Genomic DNA, 22,272 nt, shown 5'->3' with positions numbered 1-22,272 from the left:
GACGAATATTAAGCCTTATTACCTAATTACTGAAAAAATAGTCGCATAGACAAAAAAGAGGAACGACTATTTTATATTAAAAAAAGAAGGGGATGTGCCTTAGTTTTGACACAGCCCCTTTATTTATATCAAACAGAGGTTCAGTTACAACCAATCAGAGCCTCTGTTTTTAATCAGGCTATATTTTATGAAAGTTCAATAGCTACATCTTCCCACTTACCGCCATGCCACTCCACTACAGAGGAGAAACCGGCCTTCTTCAGAGCAGTCAACGCTTCAACGCGGCTGTTATTGATCCGTTCCGGATAGTGGGCATCACTGTTCACTTGTACCCGGACACCTAACTCTTTCAACAAAGAAAAATAACGTTCATTCGGGTAAAAAGTCCCCAGATCATGATAGGACTTTGTATTGATTTCAACAATATATCCATGTTCGGCAATTGTCGTAAAATATCGATGTAGCAATCTGTCATACCATAACTCATCTAATAAGCCGGGGCGATAACAGGAAGCATTGTAATGCATTTTATCCGCATGACCTACAATATCAAAGCCTCCCAAATCTAACATATGAAACAGATTGTTATAGTATGACCAAATCACGTAATCAAGATTACCTCCAAAATGCTGATCTACCAACTGCCGGAAAGTATCTGCCGGAGTATCAATATCCACTACTTTTCCTTCCGGAGAATAGAGCATATGCACGGAACCGATCCGATAATCAAGTGGCAGATTCTGAAAACTAGGCAAAGCGGGATGGCTTTCCTCATTCAAATAATCAATTTCAAGACCGATGATTAATTCTATCTTATCGGCATATTTCTCTTTCAGGCGGGAAAACTCAGCAAGATAATCATCCATCCGATCCCATTCCATTGTCCATGCGGTAGAAAATGGCAGTGGAGCGTGAGACGAAATACCATAAGAAGTAAAGCCTGCACTTATGGCAAAACGAATAAAATCTTCCATATTAGCTCGCCCGTCACAATACAGACAGTGGCTATGATAATTAGTCAGATTGGGCATAATAGGTTTTATCTGGTTATTTCGGTTTTCATATTAATCTTTATCGGCATCAGCCTTCTATCTCGCTTAATTCTAACCAACGCATTGTCTTTTCGTCAATCAGTTCATTCACTTCAGGCAAACGTTTAGACTTGTCAGTCAGTTCATCTACAGAAAGAGTACCACTACAAAGCAATTCCTCAATCTGTGCCTTCTCCGCTTCCAGTTGTGCTATTTCTTTTTCCAGCTGTTCGAACTCACGTTTTTCCTTGAAACTCATTTTACGTTTATCATTCAGACGAACACGGGCTGTTTTCTCTTCCTGCGGCTTCTCTGCTTCTTTTTCTTTCTGAGCTTTCGCTTCTTTCCAGTCACGATAATCACTGTAGTTACCGGGGAAGTCCCGGATATCTCCCTGACCGTTAAAGACCAACAGATGATCAACAACCTTATCCATAAAGTAGCGGTCGTGAGATACAACAATCACACAGCCTTTGAAACTCTGGAGGTATTCTTCCAAAACATTCAAGGTAATGATATCCAGATCGTTGGTAGGCTCATCCAATACCAGAAAGTTAGGATTACGCATCAAGACCGTACACAAGTAAAGACGACGGCGCTCTCCTCCACTCAGTTTACAGACATAACTATGCTGCGTTTCCGGAGTAAACAGGAAATGTTGCAGGAATTGTGAGGCTGTCAGTTTCTTGCCATTACCCAGTTCAATTACTTCGGCAATATCCTGTACCACATCAATAACCTTCATCTGCTCGTCAAACTGAAGCCCATCCTGCGAGTAATAACCGAAACGAACTGTTTCGCCGATGTCTATTGTTCCTCCATCCGGTTTTACCAGTCCCATTAATATTTTAATGAAAGTAGATTTTCCGGTACCGTTATTTCCCACAATACCCATTTTCTCATAACGGGAGAAAATATATGAGAAATCGTCCAGAATCTTCAGATCACCGAAGCTCTTGGATAAATGATCAGCTTCAAATATCTTGCTTCCAATATAAGACGCTTTTACTTCCAGTTTCACGTTATCATTACGCTGGCGCTGTTTGGCAACTTTCTCCAATTCATAAAAAGCGTCTTCACGATAACGGGCTTTATGACCGCGTGCCTGTGGCATCCGGCGCATCCAGTCGAGTTCAGTACGATAAAGATTATTGGCGCGTTCTATTTCCACGCTTTTCGCTTCGATACGTTCCTCACGTTTCTCCAGGTAATAGCTGTAATTTCCTTTATATTGATAAAGTTGCTGATTGTCTATTTCAATAATCTCCGAACAAACACGGTCGAGGAAATAACGGTCATGCGTCACCATCAACAGGCTAAGGTTGGTACGGCGGAGATATTCTTCCAGCCATTCAGTCATATCCAGATCCAAATGGTTGGTAGGCTCATCCAGAATCAGCAGGTCGGGTTCGGTAATCAAGGCGTTGGCCAATGCAACACGCTTCAATTGTCCGCCGGACAGTTGCTTCACCTTCTGATCAAAATTTCTGATTTTCAGTTGAGATAGAATCTGCTTTGCTTTCTGTTCGTACTCCCATGCTTTTTCCTGATCCATGCGCGCCAAAAGATCTTCCAGTCCCGGATGTCCTTCGGTTTCCATACAGCGCTCGTATTCCTTAATCAGTTCTACAGTACTGTTTCCATGATGAAAGCAAGCTTCAAGAACGGTCAGTTCTTCGGGGTACTGCGGATCCTGCTCCAGATAATCTACACGGAGATCACGGCGGAAAACGATGCTACCGCTATCATGTCCTTCTTTCCCTGAGATAATATTCAATAAAGTAGTCTTTCCACTACCATTCTTTGCTATTAATCCGACACGCTGCCCTTCGGCAATGCCAAATGATATATTTTCAAAAAGAACCAGATCTCCGAAAGACTTGGTCAGGTTGTCTACTTGTAAATAAGGTACTGCCATTTAATCCAAACACTTCTTATATTCCTCTACTACGTTGCAAGGCTCTCCTGCCTTCACTCTGCTCCATGTTAACTTCATCGGGTCGATAGTCCGGTCTTTATACCGGAGCAAAGGTGCCTCACGATTACCGTCAATCAATGTCATCCATTCCATGCCATCGATCTCATTCGCAAGGATAGCGCAAATGGTGATACCTATCGCCATCCACTCCTCTTTCTTTTTCGGTCCTATTTTGCCGGAATCAATCACTTGCTGCAGTTTCTCCAAGTCTTCTTCCACTCCCTGAAAATCTTTTTTCAGTTCCTGTTTCACCATCGACACGGTCCACTCATAACTTTCATTCACCAGATAGATTTCCGAAAGACGGATGGGAATCAATTCTGCCGGATATTTCTGATCTTCCTTACGAATCTCCAACGTAGCAATCACCTCTTCCGCTTCTTTCACCGCTCCTCCCTTGGGGACGGTAAACGAACATTCGAAAGCTATATTGTCAATGCCTGTGATCCATAAATGAGAAGTGTAATACGTGCCGTCTTCCTGAAACATCTCTTTGCTATAAGCGCAATCCAACTGTCCGATTTTCACCAATGAAGCCGAATCGTTCTCTTTCAACTCCAGCCGAATGGCTTCTTTGCCATAACCGGCATTCCCTTTAAATGCAGATATACGAAAGTTTCCCGTCCAAACATCGGGATTATAGAAAAGAAAAGAGCCTTCGCCATCTTCAAACTCATTCCAGTCCGACGGATAGTTTATAGAAAACCAAGCTCCGGGAGAGATAAATTTCTTGCCTTGCATTCTTTTTCGTTAAATGATTACTTGGCAAAAATACAAATTAAAAATGAATCTCACTTCCCTATGGGCTGTATTTTCCTCCGCACTTCTTTGGAAATCTCCAAAAACATGTAGTTCAACTTTCCGGAATGGATTCCTTCTACATTATCCTTATACTTTTTATTAGCGTATTGTTTCGATTTCTCAAAAGTCAGTAAAGACATTTCATTCTGTGATTTACCTACCATCGTAGAGTCCAGTTGTTCGTCCGGAAAGAAGTCGTCCAGGTCGACATCACCGATCATCGTCGTTTCAAGAAAATTCATATCCTTATGTGAGTTGTCGGTGTAATATCCCACAAACATATGTCCCGGAGTACGCACTAATATAGGTTCGATATTAATCGAACGAAGCAACGACGCAAACAGTACACTTCCATCCACGCAATTAATCTGCGAAGACTCCAAAGCGTCATCAAAAGTACGGACACGCTGCGAAAAGACGACATTACTGGAAAGGCTCGTGTTAGAAACAGAGCTATAACGGAATTTACGTTTCTGCAAAACATTCCAGAGGGCATATACCTGCTTGTCTACTGCTCCTTTTGCCGTACTTTGATAGCCCAGAAAGCGGTTTACAATACGAGTATTCAAGGCTTCACGCAGTAGCTGGTCGATCATCGGATTCTCTTCATTCACATAGGCCGCAAAGAAAATGCTGGTATCATAGAACTTCGTTCCATTGGCTACATATCCCAACAGGCACTCATTGACGCTACGTACTGAAAATGTACGCACCCGCTGCCCCATATCTTTTCCATTCATTTCTACTTTTACCGCCACGCTCACCGGTTCCGCCTGCACATTATTCTTCAATGCTTCATAATTCCAGATGATATCCGGATAAATGGTATATTCTGTTCTTGGTTTATTCAGTACGAATTCCGATACGGAACGTGAGAAAAACGGAGTTTCGGCAACTTCAATCCGGACCCTGCTGTAAGCTGTCCGCGACTTTACGCGGATGGCAATACATGACTTCGGATTTCCCAGATACATAGAATCGGTAGGAGTAATAACCTGAGCATCTGTGGTCGCTACCGACAAAATAGCCGACGGAAAGATATTCCCTCCCAAATCATCTACTATCTCGAAACCTGAATTAAAAGCAGAATATTTAAAGACTGATATTCCCCCAATTAAAATAAGGAGCACAATGACTGCTCCTATGATTTCGCGTCTATAGCGTTTCAGATCTATTCTTATCATTATCTATATCCTTAATATATGTATTATTACCTTATATCGCTAACAAAGATAACAAATAACAACCGTTTTTTACTTGAGTATTCAACAAAATCTTTTAAATCCCCTCTCACTTGCCACTTTCCGTCGAATGTAATATGATTGTAACATTTGTTTCATCCGCCCGTAACAAAATCTCCTCATCTTTGTCCCGGAATAAAATAAAAACTTAACTTTGTCATATCACATTAATACATATATCTTATGAACGATTACCGTATTTTAGTTGTCGACGATGAAGAAGACCTCTGTGAGATCCTGAAATTTAATCTTGAGAATGAAGGTTACGAGGTTGATACCGCTAACTCTGCCGAAGAAGCGCTGAAAATGGACATCAGCAGTTACCACCTGATTCTCCTGGACGTGATGATGGGAGAAATCTCCGGATTCAAAATGGCGAACATGCTGAAGAAGGACAAAAAGACGGCTATGGTGCCTATCATCTTCATCACGGCGAAAGACACAGAAAATGATACTGTGACCGGATTCAACCTGGGAGCAGACGACTATATCTCGAAACCCTTCTCCCTGCGTGAAGTCATCGCCCGCGTGAAAGCTGTATTGAGACGCACAGCCACAACGGAAACGGAAAAAGTGCCCGAACGACTTGTCTACCAGTCACTCGTGATTGACATCACCAAGAAAAAGGTGAGCATAGATGACGAAGAAGTACCGCTGACTAAAAAAGAATTTGAGATACTGCTTCTATTGGTACAGAACAAAGGACGTGTATTCTCACGCGAAGATATTCTTGCCCGCATCTGGAGTGATGAAGTCTACGTACTCGACCGTACCATCGACGTAAATATCACCCGCCTGCGGAAAAAGATAGGCGAATATGGCAAATGTATTGTCACCCGCCTGGGATATGGATATTGCTTTGAAGCAGAATAATAAACGATTATGAACCTACCTGTCACCCAAAAACATTTCCTTTCTTTCAGCCGGAAGCTTTTCCTTTCGGTCATTTCGTTGTTTCTGGTATTCGCCATCTGCTTTATAGCCTACCAGTATCAGCGTGAAAGAGAATATAAAATCGAGTTACTGAATACGCAGTTACAAGATTATAACAGCCGACTGTATGAACGCCTGAATAATAGCGCAGCTATCGAAGAAGTCACAAGCAAATATATTCGTGAGCATGCGCTACAAGACTTACGTGTCACACTGATCGATCTGCAGGGAAATGTGATCTATGACAGTTATAAGAATCAGAATCAGCCACTAGAGAGCCATCTCAATCGCCCGGAAGTGCAGAAAGCCCTGAAAGAGGGTAACGGATTCGATGTACGTCGTACTTCTGAAACTACCGGATTGCCTTATTTTTACTCCGCCACACGCTACGGAGATTATATGATCCGTTCGGCACTACCTTATAATGTAAGTCTGATCAATAACCTGCAAGCAGACCCGCATTACCTTTGGTTTACAGCTGCCATATCTTTGCTGCTTATCATCATCTTCTACAAATTCACGAATAAACTGGGCACTTCTATCAGCCAGTTACGCGAATTTGCCATGCGTGCCGACCGGAACGAACCGATTGAAATGGCAATGCAATCCGCTTTTCCCCACAACGAGCTGGGCGAGATTTCGCAGCACATTATCCAGATCTACAGACGTCTGCATGAAACCAAGGAAGCTCTTTACATCGAACGCGAAAAGCTGATTACCCACCTTCAGATTTCACACGAAGGACTGGGTATATTCACTAAAGATAAGAAGGAGATTCTGGTCAACAATCTCTTTACCCAATACAGTAACCTGATCTCAGACTCTAACCTGGAAACGACAGAAGAAGTTTTCGCTATCAGCGAACTGAAAGAGATCATCAACTTCATCAACAAAAACCAGCAACAACGTTCACGGGGAAAAGACGAAAAACGTATGTCTGTCACCATCAACAAGAACGGACGAAACTTTATCGTAGAATGTATCATTTTCCAAGATGCCAGTTTCGAGATATCCATCAACGACGTTACCCAGGAAGAAGAACAAGTAAGACTGAAACGCCAGCTGACACAAAATATCGCCCACGAACTGAAAACGCCGGTAAGCAGTATCCAAGGATATCTGGAAACGATTGTCAACAACGAAAACATCTCCCGCGAGAAGATGAACACTTTCCTCGAACGCTGCTATGCACAGAGCAACCGCCTCAGCCGTCTGCTACGTGACATATCCGTACTAACCCGTATGGACGAAGCCGCCAACATGATAGATATGGAACGAGTGGACATCAGCGTACTGGTAGGAAACATCATCAACGAAGTTTCACTGGAACTGGAAGAAAAGCATATCACCGTTATCGATTCACTCAAGAAAGGTATTCAGATAAAAGGTAACTACTCATTGCTCTATTCCATCTTCCGTAACCTGATGGACAATGCCATCGCCTACGCAGGATCGAATATACAAATCAACATCAACTGTTTCCGTGAAGACGAGAATTACTATTATTTCAGCTTTGCAGATACAGGGATAGGGGTATCGCCGGAACATCTGAACCGCCTCTTCGAACGCTTCTACCGGGTAGACAAAGGCCGCTCACGCAAACTTGGCGGCACAGGACTGGGATTGGCCATTGTAAAGAATGCCGTGATCATACACGGCGGCAACATCTCAGCCAAGAATAACCAAGGCGGTGGTCTGGAATTTGTTTTCACATTAGCGAAAGAGAAATAATCCCCATACTATTCTTATTCCTCCTCAATAGGATAGTCACGCGATCTGCATAAAAATCGACCATTCTTCAAAAAGGAATATTCAAATAGGCAAGAAAGCGATTTATTCATCCGTCGTACAGAGATAAACGAAAAAACGCCTCCATTCGGCAACAATCAGATCCCATTATTTACATATAATGGGATTTTCCTGTCCTAAAGAAAGAGTCTCGTCGATATTCCTTTCTTTTCATCCTCGTCACATCTTCCCGACAATCCTTTTATCACTTCCTTCCGATCATCCGACAAGCGCCAACCAGCTTGACCAAAGCTATAAATTCGGCTGTTACTACTTGCCCACCGACCTAAATTAAGTTGCTCACCGAGGAGACCAACCTTACTCACCGAGGAAACTCGCTTTACACACCGACTTAAGCCACCTTACATTGCTTGTAAAATGTGTATATTATCTCTCCTAACATACAATACTATGCACAATCCCGTATATTATTGCATTGATTTATGCAATTCCTTCTCTGGTTGAATCATTTTCCAACGAACATTTGTGATGAATATCTTAAAAATAGCACATCATCCCCCTCCATTCTTCCCCCTAGAAGCCCTCAGAAAAAATCCTCTTGCAGTCCCATTCATCTCCCATCTTTCCTAAAAGAAGAACAGAAAAAAAGGAGAATACTTTGATTAAAATAAAAAGGGAATTATCTTTGTCTTCCGTGTTTAGATACAAGTCCAACATAAAAACCGTGAATTATGAAAACGAATATAAATTATCTGTTAGCTTTATGTTTCCTTCTCCTATGCGCCTGCAAAAGCGGCAACGCCTCAAGTCAGAGCAAAAGTGAAACTCCACAAGATACCATCAAATCATTTACCTTGCCCACCATCCCACCCATGCTGACCGCACCGGAACAACGTGCCGACTTTCTTGTAAAGCACTATTGGGACAACGTTAACTTTGCCGACACCAATTATATCCATCACCCGGAAGTCACCGAACAAGCATGGGCAGACTATTGCGACTTGCTAAACCACGTACCACTTGAAACTGCACACGAAGCAATGCGCAAAATGATTGACCGCAGCAATGCAGACAAGAAAGTATTCGCTTATTTCACCGACCTCGCGGATAAATATCTGTACGACCCGAACTCTCCAATGCGCAATGAAGAATACTACATTCCCGTACTGGAAGCCATGATAGCCTCGCCCATACTCGACGAAACAGAAAAGATACGTCCTCAAGCCCGCCTGCAACTGGCACAGAAAAACCGTATCGGTACCAAAGCCCTGAATTTCACCTACACCCTTGCCTCCGGCGCCCAAGGCAATCTGTATCAACTGAAAGCCGATTACATCTTATTATTCATCAACAACCCCGGCTGCCATGCCTGCACCGAAACAATAGAAGGACTGAAAAACGCCCCCTTTATCAACCAACTCCTAAAAGAAAAGAAACTCATCCTCCTCTCCGTCTATCCCGACGAAGAACTCGACGAATGGAGAAAACACCTCAGCGAATTCCCCAAAGAATGGATCAACGGCTACGACAAGAAATTTGCAATAAAAGAGCAACAACTATATGACCTCAAAGCCATCCCAACCCTATACCTCCTAAACAAGGAGAAAACCGTCCTGCTCAAAGACGCCACTGCACAAGCTATAGAAGAATATTTAATGACGAACGCTCAATAAAAAACATACACGCCCAATAACACCTCCGCCCCCACACCGCAAAGTCTCCCCGCCTCGTTTGTTCAGCGTTAGGCGGAGGCAGTTCTTTGAGCGTTCCTTTTTCTTTCGTCTTGATACGAAAGAAAAAGAACACCTCCTTGCAGAAAACAAATAAACTCTCTATCTTTGCACCGCATTGGTTTGCGCCCCCTCACACGAGGGAAGCAATTAAAAGGGAATCAGGTGTAAATCCTGAACAGTCCCGCTGCTGTAAGTTCCAATAAGATAATGTTGTGAGCAATTCACTCTCAGCCACTGGAAAGAATAAATCCGGGAAGGCGCCCACAACAGGAATAAGTCAGAAGACCTGCCATGTAATTTCGTTTCACTGCTTTCGAGGAAAAAGCGTTGAATCTAATGAACCGGACCTTCGTCTATCATTTCATTCACCATTTTGATTCAGAGAAAGTATGTACAAACTAATAAACTCTGCCAAGTTTATTATGTATGTCCGGTCGAAGCGATTTCGCCCGGACATTTTTATGAATAAAAGAATTTAGCTAATATGGAAAGATATTTAAGTTTACATCATCTCCAACGCTATCCCATGACTTTCTACGATCAGTAGAAAGTCATGAAAGCTCCATATACGTCATGCAATCAACCATTTACTCATACAAGCAAATCCATTATATATCATGTGATATAATATTCTCTTAATCAAATAAATAAAATATGAATTTAAAACAACTGTTCAAGCCGCTTTTGTTCTTAACTGCGGCATTCGTAATTGCGTCTTGTTCTACAGACGACTGTGACCTCGACCACTTGGAAAAACTACAAGGCCTGCCTGCCTTAAAAGCCGGTACATTCCCGGAAGAAGACCTAACACTTAATGTCGGAGAGAAATATGTATACTCCCCCAAAGCAAGCAGTCCGCTGGATATATATTACCAGTGGTATCAGAATGGAGAAGACATGTCTACAGACCCTTCATTCACATTCAATGCCGAACGTCCGTCACGTTCAAAAGTTATCCTGGAACTTAGCAATGATCTGGGAAAAGTTACGTTAGAAAACAAAGTGACCGTTCGGGGAGCTGACTACTCCAAAGGATGCCTCATTATTAACGAAGGCTGGTATGGACATGAGTCAGGAAGTATTTCATACTACAACTACGAAAACAACAGCATCGAGCATTGGTGCTACAAGAATCAGAACTTCGGCGATGAATTAGGAGTAACATCACAATCGGCCACTTTGTGGAATGGCAAGTTATACGTCTGTTCCAAGCAAAACAATCAGTTAGTAGTAATAGATCCTAAAACTCTATATGCAGAGAAAAGTAGTGGTACACTCACCAATTATCAGGCATACGAATTTATCGGCCTGAACGAAGACTACGGAGTGATTACTCACAACGGATATTTCACTCGTATTAATCTCAAAACTTTCGAAACGCTAACCCTTACAACTGTTGGAAACACCTATGCAGGAACAGGTAGTGGCATCGTCTATAATGGTAAACTACTTTTAAATGTAAACGCCAGTAGGTGGGGAGGTACCCCAAACATTCACGTAATAGATATCAATGACTTACTTGCTCCCGGTTTACAACCAACAGATAAAGTAGAATGTCAGCAACTGGATATAGTAACTTACGGCGGTACACGTTTTGTACAATGTAAAGATGGTAACCTTTATACAGTAGAAACGACTAAAGAAGGAATAAACAATTTAGTTCAAATAAAACCTGACCTTACATTCGAAAAGAAGGAGATGCGGAGTGATTACTCTCCCTCTTCTTTCGGTGCCTACAGAGAAGCGACTTTCTGCGGGACCTCAGACGGCACGTTCTACTATATCGCAGGAGGAAAAATCTACCGGGCAACGTTTGACAATCCTGCTCCTACAGAAGCGCTCACCACTTACACCAAAGACGGTTATGGATTTTATGGTGCAGGTATCCGTGTAAATCCCCAAACAAATGAATTGCTTGCAATGTATCTGACCAGCGAATATAACAAAAATCTCATAGTCCGATTCAATGCCACAACAGGAGAAAAGATTTCAGAAATAACCTACGACGGTTACTACTTCCCCGCTACCTTTATTTTTAATTAATAGCAAAACTTAGAAACAAGATGAATAAGTTATATACAACTTTATTAATAGCATGTATTGCAGTAGGGTTTACTGCCTGTAATGACGACGATTGCGATGATCTGCATCTTGGCAATCTGGCAAACTATCCAAACGTATTAAAAGGGACATTCCCAACCGAAGACCAGGTGCTGGAACTAGGAGAAACATTAGAAATCACTCCGGAATTACTTAATCCCGAAGACGCTACATATTCATGGCTTCTCAATGGAAAAGAGATCTCTACTGAACAAACATTTACTTATCAGGTCGATAATCCATGTCGGGCAGATCTGACTTGTGTTATCACAAATAAGTACGGAAAAGTAGAAATGAATACAAGTTTTCGTTCCAACCATGACTTTTCCAAAGGTTTCTTTTATCTGGCTGACGGAACATTCAACTTCTACGATACGGAAAAGAAGGTTACCTACAAGGATTGCTATTCCTCTCTGAACGCTGGAAAAACTTTAGGGATGGGTAGTTATGACAATGCAAATATCAGTAATTACAATGGCAAGTTCTACGTTCTGGTAAAGACCAGTACATCGAATAAAGATCAGTTCTTTGTCGTTGATGCCAAAACGCTTTATTATGAAAATTCTGCTATAGTAGGTGCCAACCTGAACGGTCTGACCATTCTGAACGATCAATATGCTTTAGTGACAGGAGACGGTATACATCGCATTGATCTTAAATCACTTAGCAATATCAAGATCAAGGACAAGTATATGTTCAGCATCTATAACGGATTAGTATTCAACGGTAAAGTATTATCCAATGAAACTTATCAAGGTGACGCCCCAGTACAATCCTACGATGTAAACGAATTGCTTGCCGCTAAAGAAGGAGAAGAACCTACCGCCACACCATTGGATATCAATCAAAACCAGAAAACTAATTTCGTACTGGCTAAAGACGGCAATGCCTATACACTCGAAGCAACCAGTGAAGGAAATTACCTCGTGAAGATCAATAAGGATTTTACCGTAGAAAAAACATTATTGGCTTTCCAGCCGGCAAAAAGTTCTTACTCTACACCTACCATCGGTATGGTAGCATCTGAAAGTGAAAACATAATCTACATTGTATCCAATGATGGTGCTATATACAAATATGTAATAGGTGAAAACAATTCATTGAGTCAACCCTTTATTGCAGTGGACAAATTAAAATCTTCCATTACTACCACTCCACAACTTAATCAACAAACCGGAGAGTTATACGTAGTTTATTACCAGGAATCGAAGTATACGATTACCGTTTACAATAAAGACGGCTCCTTAAACTATTCCGTAGACTGTGGTAGCAGTTCTCCTTCTCACGTATTATTTAACAACTAAACTAATATTCGGAAATGAAAAAACATTGGTACATCTTAGCAGTAATGACAACTGTTATATTCACTTCGTGCAACAAAGACGAGGAAATCACAGAAGAAACAAATGAACTCAAAGTATTGGAATACTGCCCGGCACCGGGACAATTCATTAACGAGGGGTTCAACTGCCAGACGATGCAAGAAGCAAACGCCTATGCAGAGCAACGCTTCAAGCAGAAAAACTATGTTTCTCTCGGATCTTTTGGCGGATATATTACCGTCAAAATGCCGAAAGAGATCAAGAACCGCAAAGGATATGACTTTGGTATCATTGGCAATCCTTTTGACGGAAGCTCGGAACCCGGCATCGTATGGGTATCGGAAGATGCTAACGGTAACGGAAAAGCAGACGATGTCTGGTACGAACTTAAAGGAAGCGACAATCCGACACGGGATTACTCCGTTACCTATTTCAGACCTGACGAAATAGGAGACATTCCTTGGGAAGATAGCGAGGGAGAGAAAGGTGTCATCAAGTCTCTCTCTCAATATCATGCTCAAATGTATTATCCCAACTGGATCAAAGAAGACTCTTATACACTGACCGGAAGCATGCTTGAACCACGTACCGTACTGGAAGGCGGTAAATGGAAAAACCAGTCTTTCGGCAAAGGATATGCCGACAACTGGGGAAGCGATATGGCAAAAGACGACAACGGCAATTACCGCTATAACCAGTTTGATCTGGACGATGCAATCGATTCAAACGGCAACTCCGTGAAGCTGGATCGTATCCATTTCGTAAAAGTGCAAAGTGCCATCTTGAAGAATGTAGAGTCAATCGGTGAAGTCTCTACCGAAGTATTGGGCTTCAAGGCATTCTAGAAAACAATTAGAGATCATGGATTTACTATCGCTCCTTTCTTGCAAAAGACAAATAAACTCTCTATCTTTGTCGCGCATTGGTTTGCAACTCTCATGCACGAGGGGAGCGATTAAAAGGGAATCAGGTGCAAGTCCTGAACAGTCCCGCTGCTGTAAGTTCGTATATTATGTTGTGAGCAACGACTTCTAGCCACTGGAAAGCAAAGTCCGGGAAGGCGCTCGCAATAAGAACAAGTCAGAAGACCTACCATGCAAACTCGTTTCACTGCTTTCGAGGAAAAAGCGTTGAGTCTAATGACCCGGACATTTCGTCCATCATTTCATTCACCACTCTGATTCAGAGAAAGTGTGTACAAACTAATAAACTCTGCCAAGTTTATTATGATGTCCGGTCGAAGTGAGTTCGCCCGGACATTTTTAATTAAAACGAGGTGGACGGACAAAGATAAAATGGAAGAGAGAACATTTTGTAAAACTATATATGCGGTACTCTGCTGCCTGCTCCTTTCTACATCACTTTTTGCGCAAAAGCAAAAGGTAGATACCACTCATATTTATTCGATTCCCGAAGTAACGGTCTCCGACCCTTATCAGACCCGGGAAGTCCGCTCCACCACTCCCGAACAAATCTTCTCAAAAGAGGAACTCAAAAATCTGCATGCACTGCAAGTATCGGATGCAGTAAAGCATTTCGCCGGAGTCACCGTGAAAGATTATGGAGGCATCGGAGGGCTGAAAACCGTATCTATACGAAGCCTCGGAGCACAACACACCGCCGTAGCCTATGACGGTATTACTATCAGCGACTGCCAGACCGGACAAATAGACATCGGACGTTTCTCTTTAAATAACGTCGACCGCCTTTCACTCCACAACGGACAAGGGGATAATATCTTTCAACCTGCCCGTGCCTTTGCCTCCGCCGGATTATTGAACATACAAACACCCACTCCGTATTTCTCTGCCTACAAGCAGACCAATATGGCAGCCGAATTCAAAACCGGTTCATGGGGCTTAGTAAACCCTTCTCTCTTATTGGAACGACAACTCTCTAATACATGGAGCATGTCTGCCAATGGAGAATGGATGTCTTCAGACGGTCATTATCCATTTATCCTGCACTACGGAAACGGCGAAGACATGCAAACCAGCAAAGAGAAACGTCACAACACCGATGTACAAAATCTCCGTGCAGAAGTAGGTATCTACGGCAATTTCTCCGACAAAGAGCAGTGGAAACTGAAAGCCTACTATTACCAGTCTTCACGAGGCTTGCCCAATGCGACAACCCTGTATTACGACTTTGCCCTGCAACATCTACGAGACAAAAATACATTTATCCAAAGCCAATACAAGAAAGAGTTTAATAGGAAATGGGTATTTCAAACATCTGCCAAATGGAACTGGAGTTACCAGAACTATCAAGACCCGAATCCTACCGTAGCGGCAAAAGAAATCAATAACAGCTATTACCAGCAAGAGTACTACCTGTCTGCTTCCACTCTTTACCGGATGCTGGACAATCTCTCTTTCTCCTTGTCGACCGACGGAAGCATCAACACAATGAATGCCAATTTAAATAACTTCGTCTCCCCTACCCGGTACTCATGGCTGACTGCCTTTGCCGGAAAATACATGAATAACTGGGTGACATTATCTGCCTCTGCTCTGGCAACCGTCATCAATGAAAAAGCCAAAAGCGGAGGGAGTGCAGGCAATCACCGGAAACTGTCTCCCAATGTCAGCGCCTCGATCAAACCTTTTGAGAATGAAGAACTCAGGCTCCGCTTTTTCTACAAAGACATCTTCCGCCTGCCTAGTTTCAACGATTTATATTACAGCCAGACGGGAAATATCAACTTAAAACCGGAGAATGCCATTCAGTATAATATAGGCATCACCTATAGTAAAGAAATAAATGACTTTATACCTTATATTTCGGCTACTGTAGACGCTTATCATAATAAAGTGACCGACAAGATTATAGCTGTTCCAACCAAGAATTTATTCACCTGGAGCATGCTCAATCTCGGCAAGGTAGATATAAAAGGAATAGATGCAACAGCCAGTATCAACCTGCAACCTTGGCAGAAGCTCGGAATTAACCTCTCCGGCAACTACACCTACCAACGGGCACTGGATGTGACCAACTCTGATCTTAACACTCCTGAAGGAAGAGTTTACAAACATCAGATAGCCTATACCCCCAGAGTTTCCGCATCCGGACATGCCGGAATAGAAACTCCCTGGGTGAATCTGTCCTATTCCTTCCTGTTCTCGGGCAAACGGTACATGCTCGGACAGAATATCAGTGATAACCGATTGGACAGCTATAGCGATCACAGCCTCTCTGCCGGCAGAGATTTTAAGATACGAAATGTCACAGCATCATTAAACGTAGAAGTGCTGAACTTACTGAACAAGAATTACGAGATTGTAAAGAACTTCCCCATGCCGGGACGATCTTTCAGAGTCACGGTAGGAGTCAGATATTAATAATGGAGCCATTAAACTTTGTGTATGAAAGAAAGCATACTTTATAATATATATCAATCAGGGAAATATTTATCCCTTTTATTGTTCTTCCTCATCGCCTGTGATGACTTGGAGGACAAGCCCAGCCTGGTGCCCGGAGAAAGCGGAGACGTCTACGAAACCGGCACGGCGGAAATGTATATTCTAAGCGAAGGACTATTCAATCAGAACAACAGCTCACTGGCCCGCTATTCTTTCAATCAGCAGAAACGTACCAGCAATTATTTCAGTGCAAACAACCAACGGGGATTAGGGGATACCGCCAATGACATGGCTATCTATGGCAATAAAATATATATCGTAGTCAATGTATCAAGTACCGTAGAAGTAATGGACTTTACGACCGGAAAATCAATCCGTCAAATACAAATGCTGCGTGATAACGGCAGTTCTCGCCAACCCCGTTCGATAGCTTTCGATAAAGACAAGGCATACGTATGCTCTTTTGACGGAACAGTAGCCAGAATTGATACTACTTCACTGGAAATAGAAGCCATTATTACAGCAGGAAGAAACCCGGACGATATCTGCGTGCAAAATAACAAACTGTATGTATCCAACTCAGGCAGCCTGGATTATTCCGGCCCGGGTGTGGATAACACCGTATCGGTGATTGACATCATGACTTTCAAAGAAACCAAGAAAATCGAAGTCGGTCCCAATCCGGGGAAAATACTTCCGGGACTAGAAGATGCAGTATATGTAGTAACACAGGGCGCCGACATCGAAGCCGGCGATTATCATCTGGTCCGAATCGACAGTCGTACAGATGTTGTTACCAACACTTATGATGAAAAGGCTTTAAGCTTTACAATCGACGGCCCCATTGCCTATCTATACACATACGACTATCAGACAAAAGCCTCTGCTATCAAAGTTTTCGACCTCACTACCGGAACTGTAATACGAGACAACTTCATCACGGATGGAACAATCATTCAAACTCCTTTCAGTATCCAGACAAACCCTTTCAGCGGAAATATTTATATCACGGAAGCCTACAATTATACCATCAAAGGGGATGTCCTCTGTTTCAACCAGCAGGGACAACTTCAATATCGCCTGAATGAAATAGGTTTAAATCCCAATACAATTGTATTCAGTGATAAAGCTTCACAAAATGATGCAAGTGATATTCCGGACGACCCGAATGCTCCTTCCGCCTTTGCCAACAAAGTATTGGAGTATATGCCTGCCCCCGGACAGTTTATAAATACTACAACTTCCGCTTATGAGGACGGCTTTTCTGCCGAACAAGTCCTGGAACGTGCGACTGAAAAGCTAAAAAAGAAATCAGTTATTTCCCTAGGCGGTTTCGGCGGGACAATCACCGTAGGTTTCCATCAGCCAATACGCAATATCAAAGGGGAATATGATTTCAAGATTCTGGGTAATGCTTCCTACAATCAAAATACCGGTACGGGAGCTCTAGGAGGAAGTGCCGAACCGGGCATCGTTTTGGTTTCAAAAGATGTAAACGGAAACGGATTACCCGATGATGAATGGTACGAACTGGCAGGGAGCGAATATGGAAAGGATACGGAAACACGTGGTTATGAAATAACTTATCACCGACCTCAACCGGCTAATGGAGATGTCCGTTGGACCGATAATCAGGGAGGAGAAGGTTATATTTATAGAAACACCTACCATCAACAAGATTCTTATTATCCGAATTGGATAGAAGAAGATGAGATAACCTTCCGTGGGACACGCTTGAAAGATAATGCGGTAAATGAAGGAGGTACATGGGTAGGCTACTGTTATCCGTGGGGGTATGCGGATAATCATCCTTATAATACGGAACATTGTCAATTTAAAATCGACTGGGCAGTAACTCAAAATGGAAAACCTGTTGCATTGGATGAAATTGATTTCATTAGAATATATACAGCTGTAAACCAGAATGTAGGCTGGACAGGAGAAATATCAACAGAAATCATGACAATAGAAGATTTACATTTTGAGAAGTAATCAACTAAATAATCAACAATTTAAATTAAAGCAGAAACATGAAGAAATTATTTTTACTTTTAACGATATCCACATTTATTTTTTGTGGATGTAGTGACGATGACAAGGACAATGGTCCTAAAACATATGTACTAAATTTGCCAAGCTATGAAACTCATACTCTTGATTTAGGTGATGTAGAAAATCCTGTTGATACTTGGTCAAGTAGTTATGAAGATCAAGGTACAACTTATACCACTAATTATTTCCAAACTCTCCTGACAGACAATAGTAAGATTTTCGAATTTGATTGTATTTCGTCTGACTCTTATGGATTTGGTTCCGATGGATTTGCATTCACCAACTGTACAATAAACGATTGTCCAGACTTCTCTGTATATGACTATCGTGCAATTCCTAAAAAAGGAGTAAGTAGCAATACATATGTTGTTGTGGGTGCTGCCGGATATAAAGTAGGTTCAAACAGCGACAAAGAAGTATCAATACGATTCAAAGACAATGAAAATCCAAATAAAACAGAAGATTATCAAGTAAAAGGTCTATATGTAACTAATTGTGTATATGCTTACAAGAGTATGAAAGAAGGTAGCTCTATTTTTAGTGGACTAGACAAATTTGAAGCTAATGACTCATTTAAACTAAAAATACACAATTTTGACAAAACTAAAATGGTGGAATGTGACTTAGCAGAAGGAACGAATATTCTAACAACATGGAAATGGGTAGATCTTACAGCACTTGGAGAAACCAATGGCTTAAAATTTACAATGATCTCAACGAAAGTTAATGATTGGGGGCCCATGACTCCTACTTATTTCTGCCTTGATGGCATCACTCTTATTGAAGACTAAAACAACTGTTTGATTGAGTACAAACGGGCGCTCGATTATATCAAATAAAACGAATGATTACCCAATAGAGCGTATAATCATACTAGACAGGACATATGATTGTATCAAACAGAACACATAATTTTAAGAATCAGACTTCAAATGATGAAGCCTGATTCTTTTTTCATCATAAACTCACTTTTGTAATCTATCTTACCAAATCTTTCAAACAAGATCTCCCTGCTCTACATTAACAAAAAGTCATCAAAAGTTTGCTTATTACACCTACTTTTACTATTTTAGTCGGACAAAATCTAAAATCTACAACAATGGAGTTACCTTTTGCCGAATCATGGAAAATAAAGATGGTAGAACCCATCAGAAAAAGTACCCGCGAGGAACGCGAGCAGTGGATCAAAGAAGCACATTACAATGTCTTCCAACTCAAATCAGAACAAGTTTATATCGACCTTATCACTGATTCCGGAACAGGAGCTATGAGCGACCGCCAATGGGCAGCTATGATGCTGGGAGACGAAAGCTATGCAGGCGCTACCTCCTTCTTCAACCTAAAGAATACAATCACGAAACTCACAGGATTCGAATATATAATCCCTACCCACCAGGGACGAGCAGCAGAGAATGTCCTTTTCTCCTATCTCGTACACGATGGAGACATTGTACCCGGCAACTCACATTTTGATACCACCAAAGGGCATATCGAAGGACGTCATGCCATCGCATTGGATTGTACCATCGATGCAGCCAAAGATACTCAACTAGAAATTCCCTTCAAAGGAAACGTTGATCCGGAAAAACTGGAAAAAGTATTACGCGAGCATGCTGACCACGTTCCCTTTATCATAGTTACCATTACCAACAACACAGCGGGAGGACAACCTGTATCCATGCAAAACCTGCGTGAGGTTCGTACCATTGCTGATAAATATAACAAACCGGTACTTTTCGACTCCGCACGTTTCGCAGAAAATGCCTACTTCATTAAAATGCGTGAAAACGGCTATCAGCAGAAATCAATAAAAGAAATCACACGGGAGATGTTCGATCTTGCCGACGGAATGACCATGAGTGCCAAGAAAGATGGCATCGTCAATATGGGAGGATTCATTGCAACCCGACTTAAAGAGTGGTACGAAGGTGCCAAAGGCTTTTGTGTGCAATACGAAGGCTACCTCACCTACGGAGGAATGAACGGACGGGATATGAATGCCCTTGCCACCGGATTGGATGAGAATACAGAATTCGATAATCTGGAAACACGTATCAAACAAGTAGAATACCTGGCCAAAAAACTGGATGAATATGGAATTCCATATCAACGCCCCGCCGGAGGACACGCCATCTTTGTCGATGCATCCAAAGTATTGACACATGTCCCCAAAGAAGAATTTCCGGCACAGACATTAACAGTCGAACTCTATCTGGAAGCCGGCATTCGTGGATGCGAAATCGGATACATCCTTGCTGACCGCGACCCGGTTACTCACCTGAATCGCTTTAACGGACTCGATTTACTCCGGCTTGCCATCCCTCGCAGAGTGTATACCGACAACCATATGAATGTAATAGCCGCCGCCCTCAGAAATGTATATGAACGAAGAGAATCTATTACTCATGGAGTTCGTATCGTCTGGGAAGCTCCTCTCATGCGCCATTTTACAGTTCAATTAGAACGATTATCATAGCAGCAAAAAGGAATCATCAGCATAAGCAAGGACGATAATCCATATAAACAAAATCAACTCTCAAGTGTTTATATTATAATCAATTGAACTTAATACGTAAAAATTATGGCAGAAGATTATAAACTTATAGATAACGAAGAGAAACATCGATATGAATTTCAAATCGATGACAAAATAGCCGAAATAGACTATATAAAATCAAACAATGGAGAAATTTACCTTGTTCATACTGAAGTCCCCGCCTCTCTTGGAGGCAAGGGAGTTGGTTCTCAACTTGCAGAAAAAGTATTGTCAGATATTGAACGACAAGGTTTACGTTTGGTACCCCTTTGCCCATTTGTAGCCGGATATATCCATAAGCATCCGGAATGGAAACGAATAGTAATGCGTGGTATTCATATTAAATAAAAGTAGAAAATATGGGAAAGAAAGTAGAATACACAAATGGCGAATTAACCATCATATGGCAGCCGGAAATGTGTCAGCACACCGGAATATGCGTAAAAATGTTACCCAATGTATATCACCCGAAAGAAAGACCGTGGGTACAAATTGAAAATGCGACAACGGAAGAATTAATTGCACAAATCAGCAAATGTCCGTCAGGAGCATTAAGCTACAGGCTTAATAAAAAAGATAATAAGTAATCCGATATAAACGGTGAATAATTTGGGGAACAACCACTCATTATTCACCGTTTTTCAATATGCAATCACAAGTCCCGAAACGGCAATAATGCACAACAAACATAATGACGCTATCATGTGACGATGGTGACGCCATCCTACAGAGATAGTGACAGTATACCAACCGGATAGCGTCACTATGTTTTATTGATTAATTCTCAGTTATTTGATGATAGTCCAAGTCAGAACAAAATCCGGAGAGATGCGATAGCCCACCGTAAACGACTGTTGTTGTTCCGTAGCATATTCCTGTACCTGAAATGTCCCCTCTTCCTGAGGAACGAAGTGTGACAAACAAAGTTTCCGGAGATCAGCGTCTGCATTCTCCATTGATTTGAATATCGTCTCTTTTGCCGACCAATGTAACAGCATACTCCAGGTTACATCTCCCAAATATGGTTCTACTTGTTCGTCAGGACGGATAAAACGATCATACACTCTTTTTACACGATGACCATATTGTTCGATATCGATACCCACAGGAGCAATCGGACTTAGTATCACAGCCACATATCCTTTGGTATGAGAAATACTGATAAAAAAAGAATGATCACCCAAAGAAGGTTTCCCTTCAGATGAATAGATAATCTCTTTATCTTCCTGCAACATGGAATATAGAAGCACACGAACAGATAACCACTCCATTTTCCTGCGTTCTGAAGTAAAACGCTGCATCTCTTGCTCACAAAAAATTCTCCGGGTAGCAGGAAGAAGAGTCAATAAGCTTTCCAAAGACTCTTCCATCTTCCAAATAGCCCAGTGTATATCTTTCGTTTTATGTTGCAGAAACAATCCCATCTTCCTTCGG

At 41.9% G+C, this 22,272-nt stretch carries 17 protein-coding genes and 2 riboswitches; of the genes, 12 read left to right on the top strand and 5 right to left on the bottom strand.

Features of this window, described 5'->3' with window-relative positions:
* Nucleotides 1-185 precede the first annotated feature (185 nt).
* Genes BLW31_RS14350 through BLW31_RS14335 form a run of 4 tightly spaced genes read right to left on the bottom strand, consistent with a single transcriptional unit; the run spans nt 186 to nt 4,994 of the window.
* Entirely contained in the window at nt 186-1,031 is an 846-nt protein-coding gene (locus tag BLW31_RS14350; protein WP_010538730.1) for a histidinol-phosphatase, read from the bottom strand.
* A gap of 49 nt (nt 1,032-1,080) precedes the next feature.
* Complete coding sequence (locus BLW31_RS14345) at nt 1,081-2,949, bottom strand: ABC-F family ATP-binding cassette domain-containing protein (RefSeq protein ID WP_010538731.1); 1,869 nt, start codon at nt 2,947-2,949, stop codon at nt 1,081-1,083.
* Nucleotides 2,950-3,750 (bottom strand): DUF3805 domain-containing protein, encoded by an 801-nt coding sequence (locus BLW31_RS14340; RefSeq protein ID WP_010538732.1) that lies wholly within the window; start codon nt 3,748-3,750, stop codon nt 2,950-2,952. It lies immediately after the preceding gene.
* A gap of 50 nt (nt 3,751-3,800) precedes the next feature.
* Nucleotides 3,801-4,994 (bottom strand): hypothetical protein, encoded by a 1,194-nt coding sequence (locus BLW31_RS14335; RefSeq protein WP_010538733.1) that lies wholly within the window; start codon nt 4,992-4,994, stop codon nt 3,801-3,803.
* A 240-nt stretch (nt 4,995-5,234) separates the two neighbouring features.
* Here BLW31_RS14335 and phoB point away from each other — a divergent pair, with 240 nt between their 5' ends.
* The 12 genes from phoB to BLW31_RS14275 all read left to right on the top strand — a co-directional run bounded on the left by phoB (nt 5,235) and on the right by BLW31_RS14275 (nt 21,425).
* Nucleotides 5,235-5,924, top strand: a complete 690-nt coding sequence (gene phoB, locus BLW31_RS14330) for a two-component system response regulator PhoB (protein ID WP_010538734.1) — start codon at nt 5,235-5,237, stop codon at nt 5,922-5,924.
* A 9-nt stretch (nt 5,925-5,933) separates the two neighbouring features.
* Nucleotides 5,934-7,715 carry a two-component system sensor histidine kinase PhoR gene (gene phoR / locus BLW31_RS14325; protein WP_010538735.1) on the top strand — a complete coding sequence of 594 codons (1,782 nt, stop codon included), beginning with the start codon at nt 5,934-5,936 and terminating at the stop codon, nt 7,713-7,715.
* 749 nt (nt 7,716-8,464) lie between these two features.
* Complete coding sequence (locus BLW31_RS14320) at nt 8,465-9,406, top strand: DUF5106 domain-containing protein (RefSeq protein ID WP_010538736.1); 942 nt, start codon at nt 8,465-8,467, stop codon at nt 9,404-9,406.
* Between the two features lie 159 nt (nt 9,407-9,565).
* Nucleotides 9,566-9,774, top strand: a riboswitch (cobalamin riboswitch).
* A gap of 346 nt (nt 9,775-10,120) precedes the next feature.
* The gene (locus tag BLW31_RS14315) at nt 10,121-11,509 is read left to right on the top strand and encodes a DUF5074 domain-containing protein (RefSeq protein ID WP_010538737.1); all 1,389 of its coding nucleotides are present in this window, start codon (nt 10,121-10,123) and stop codon (nt 11,507-11,509) included.
* Between the two features lie 20 nt (nt 11,510-11,529).
* The gene (locus tag BLW31_RS14310) at nt 11,530-12,870 is read left to right on the top strand and encodes a DUF5074 domain-containing protein (RefSeq protein WP_010538738.1); all 1,341 of its coding nucleotides are present in this window, start codon (nt 11,530-11,532) and stop codon (nt 12,868-12,870) included.
* 14 nt (nt 12,871-12,884) lie between these two features.
* Entirely contained in the window at nt 12,885-13,733 is an 849-nt protein-coding gene (locus BLW31_RS14305) for a hypothetical protein (protein ID WP_029425626.1), read from the top strand.
* A gap of 60 nt (nt 13,734-13,793) precedes the next feature.
* Nucleotides 13,794-13,999, top strand: a riboswitch (cobalamin riboswitch).
* Between the two features lie 184 nt (nt 14,000-14,183).
* Complete coding sequence (locus BLW31_RS14300) at nt 14,184-16,229, top strand: TonB-dependent receptor plug domain-containing protein (RefSeq protein WP_010538740.1); 2,046 nt, start codon at nt 14,184-14,186, stop codon at nt 16,227-16,229.
* 24 nt (nt 16,230-16,253) lie between these two features.
* On the top strand, nt 16,254-18,242 hold the full coding sequence (locus BLW31_RS14295; RefSeq protein ID WP_010538741.1) for a YncE family protein: 1,989 nt from the start codon (nt 16,254-16,256) through the stop codon (nt 18,240-18,242).
* Nucleotides 18,243-18,280: 38 nt separating this feature from the next.
* Complete coding sequence (locus BLW31_RS14290; protein WP_010538742.1) at nt 18,281-19,093, top strand: DUF4465 domain-containing protein; 813 nt, start codon at nt 18,281-18,283, stop codon at nt 19,091-19,093.
* Between the two features lie 308 nt (nt 19,094-19,401).
* Nucleotides 19,402-20,778, top strand: a complete 1,377-nt coding sequence (tnaA, locus tag BLW31_RS14285; RefSeq protein ID WP_010538743.1) for a tryptophanase TnaA — start codon at nt 19,402-19,404, stop codon at nt 20,776-20,778.
* 105 nt (nt 20,779-20,883) lie between these two features.
* Nucleotides 20,884-21,186, top strand: coding sequence for a GNAT family N-acetyltransferase (locus tag BLW31_RS14280; protein ID WP_010538744.1), 303 nt, complete (start codon nt 20,884-20,886; stop codon nt 21,184-21,186).
* Between the two features lie 11 nt (nt 21,187-21,197).
* Complete coding sequence (locus tag BLW31_RS14275) at nt 21,198-21,425, top strand: (4Fe-4S)-binding protein (RefSeq protein WP_010538745.1); 228 nt, start codon at nt 21,198-21,200, stop codon at nt 21,423-21,425.
* A gap of 201 nt (nt 21,426-21,626) precedes the next feature.
* Here the strand turns inward: BLW31_RS14275 and BLW31_RS14270 are convergent, their stop codons facing one another.
* Nucleotides 21,627-22,262 carry a 4'-phosphopantetheinyl transferase family protein gene (locus BLW31_RS14270; RefSeq protein WP_010538746.1) on the bottom strand — a complete coding sequence of 212 codons (636 nt, stop codon included), beginning with the start codon at nt 22,260-22,262 and terminating at the stop codon, nt 21,627-21,629.
* Nucleotides 22,263-22,272: the final 10 nt, after the last annotated feature.

Origin of the sequence: Bacteroides faecis MAJ27 (assembly GCF_900106755.1) — a bacterium.
GTDB lineage: Bacteria > Bacteroidota > Bacteroidia > Bacteroidales > Bacteroidaceae > Bacteroides > Bacteroides faecis.
The sequence above is the reverse complement of the archived record's forward strand: the minus strand, read 5'-3'. Positions and strand labels throughout refer to the sequence as shown.

Excerpts from the sequence above, each read along its gene's own strand:
- BLW31_RS14270 (WP_010538746.1), bottom strand. The coding sequence starts at position 22,262 with ATGGGATTGTTTCTGCAACATAAAACGAAAGATATACACTGGGCTATT.
- BLW31_RS14295 (WP_010538741.1), top strand. The coding sequence starts at position 16,254 with ATGAAAGAAAGCATACTTTATAATATATATCAATCAGGGAAATATTTA.
- BLW31_RS14350 (WP_010538730.1), bottom strand. The coding sequence starts at position 1,031 with ATGCCCAATCTGACTAATTATCATAGCCACTGTCTGTATTGTGACGGG.
- BLW31_RS14335 (WP_010538733.1), bottom strand. The coding sequence starts at position 4,994 with ATGATAAGAATAGATCTGAAACGCTATAGACGCGAAATCATAGGAGCA.
- BLW31_RS14345 (WP_010538731.1), bottom strand. The coding sequence starts at position 2,949 with ATGGCAGTACCTTATTTACAAGTAGACAACCTGACCAAGTCTTTCGGA.
- phoR (WP_010538735.1), top strand. The coding sequence starts at position 5,934 with ATGAACCTACCTGTCACCCAAAAACATTTCCTTTCTTTCAGCCGGAAG.
- BLW31_RS14275 (WP_010538745.1), top strand. The coding sequence starts at position 21,198 with ATGGGAAAGAAAGTAGAATACACAAATGGCGAATTAACCATCATATGG.
- phoB (WP_010538734.1), top strand. The coding sequence starts at position 5,235 with ATGAACGATTACCGTATTTTAGTTGTCGACGATGAAGAAGACCTCTGT.
- BLW31_RS14300 (WP_010538740.1), top strand. The coding sequence starts at position 14,184 with ATGGAAGAGAGAACATTTTGTAAAACTATATATGCGGTACTCTGCTGC.
- BLW31_RS14340 (WP_010538732.1), bottom strand. The coding sequence starts at position 3,750 with ATGCAAGGCAAGAAATTTATCTCTCCCGGAGCTTGGTTTTCTATAAAC.
- BLW31_RS14280 (WP_010538744.1), top strand. The coding sequence starts at position 20,884 with ATGGCAGAAGATTATAAACTTATAGATAACGAAGAGAAACATCGATAT.
- BLW31_RS14320 (WP_010538736.1), top strand. The coding sequence starts at position 8,465 with ATGAAAACGAATATAAATTATCTGTTAGCTTTATGTTTCCTTCTCCTA.
- tnaA (WP_010538743.1), top strand. The coding sequence starts at position 19,402 with ATGGAGTTACCTTTTGCCGAATCATGGAAAATAAAGATGGTAGAACCC.
- BLW31_RS14310 (WP_010538738.1), top strand. The coding sequence starts at position 11,530 with ATGAATAAGTTATATACAACTTTATTAATAGCATGTATTGCAGTAGGG.
- BLW31_RS14290 (WP_010538742.1), top strand. The coding sequence starts at position 18,281 with ATGAAGAAATTATTTTTACTTTTAACGATATCCACATTTATTTTTTGT.
- BLW31_RS14315 (WP_010538737.1), top strand. The coding sequence starts at position 10,121 with ATGAATTTAAAACAACTGTTCAAGCCGCTTTTGTTCTTAACTGCGGCA.
- BLW31_RS14305 (WP_029425626.1), top strand. The coding sequence starts at position 12,885 with ATGAAAAAACATTGGTACATCTTAGCAGTAATGACAACTGTTATATTC.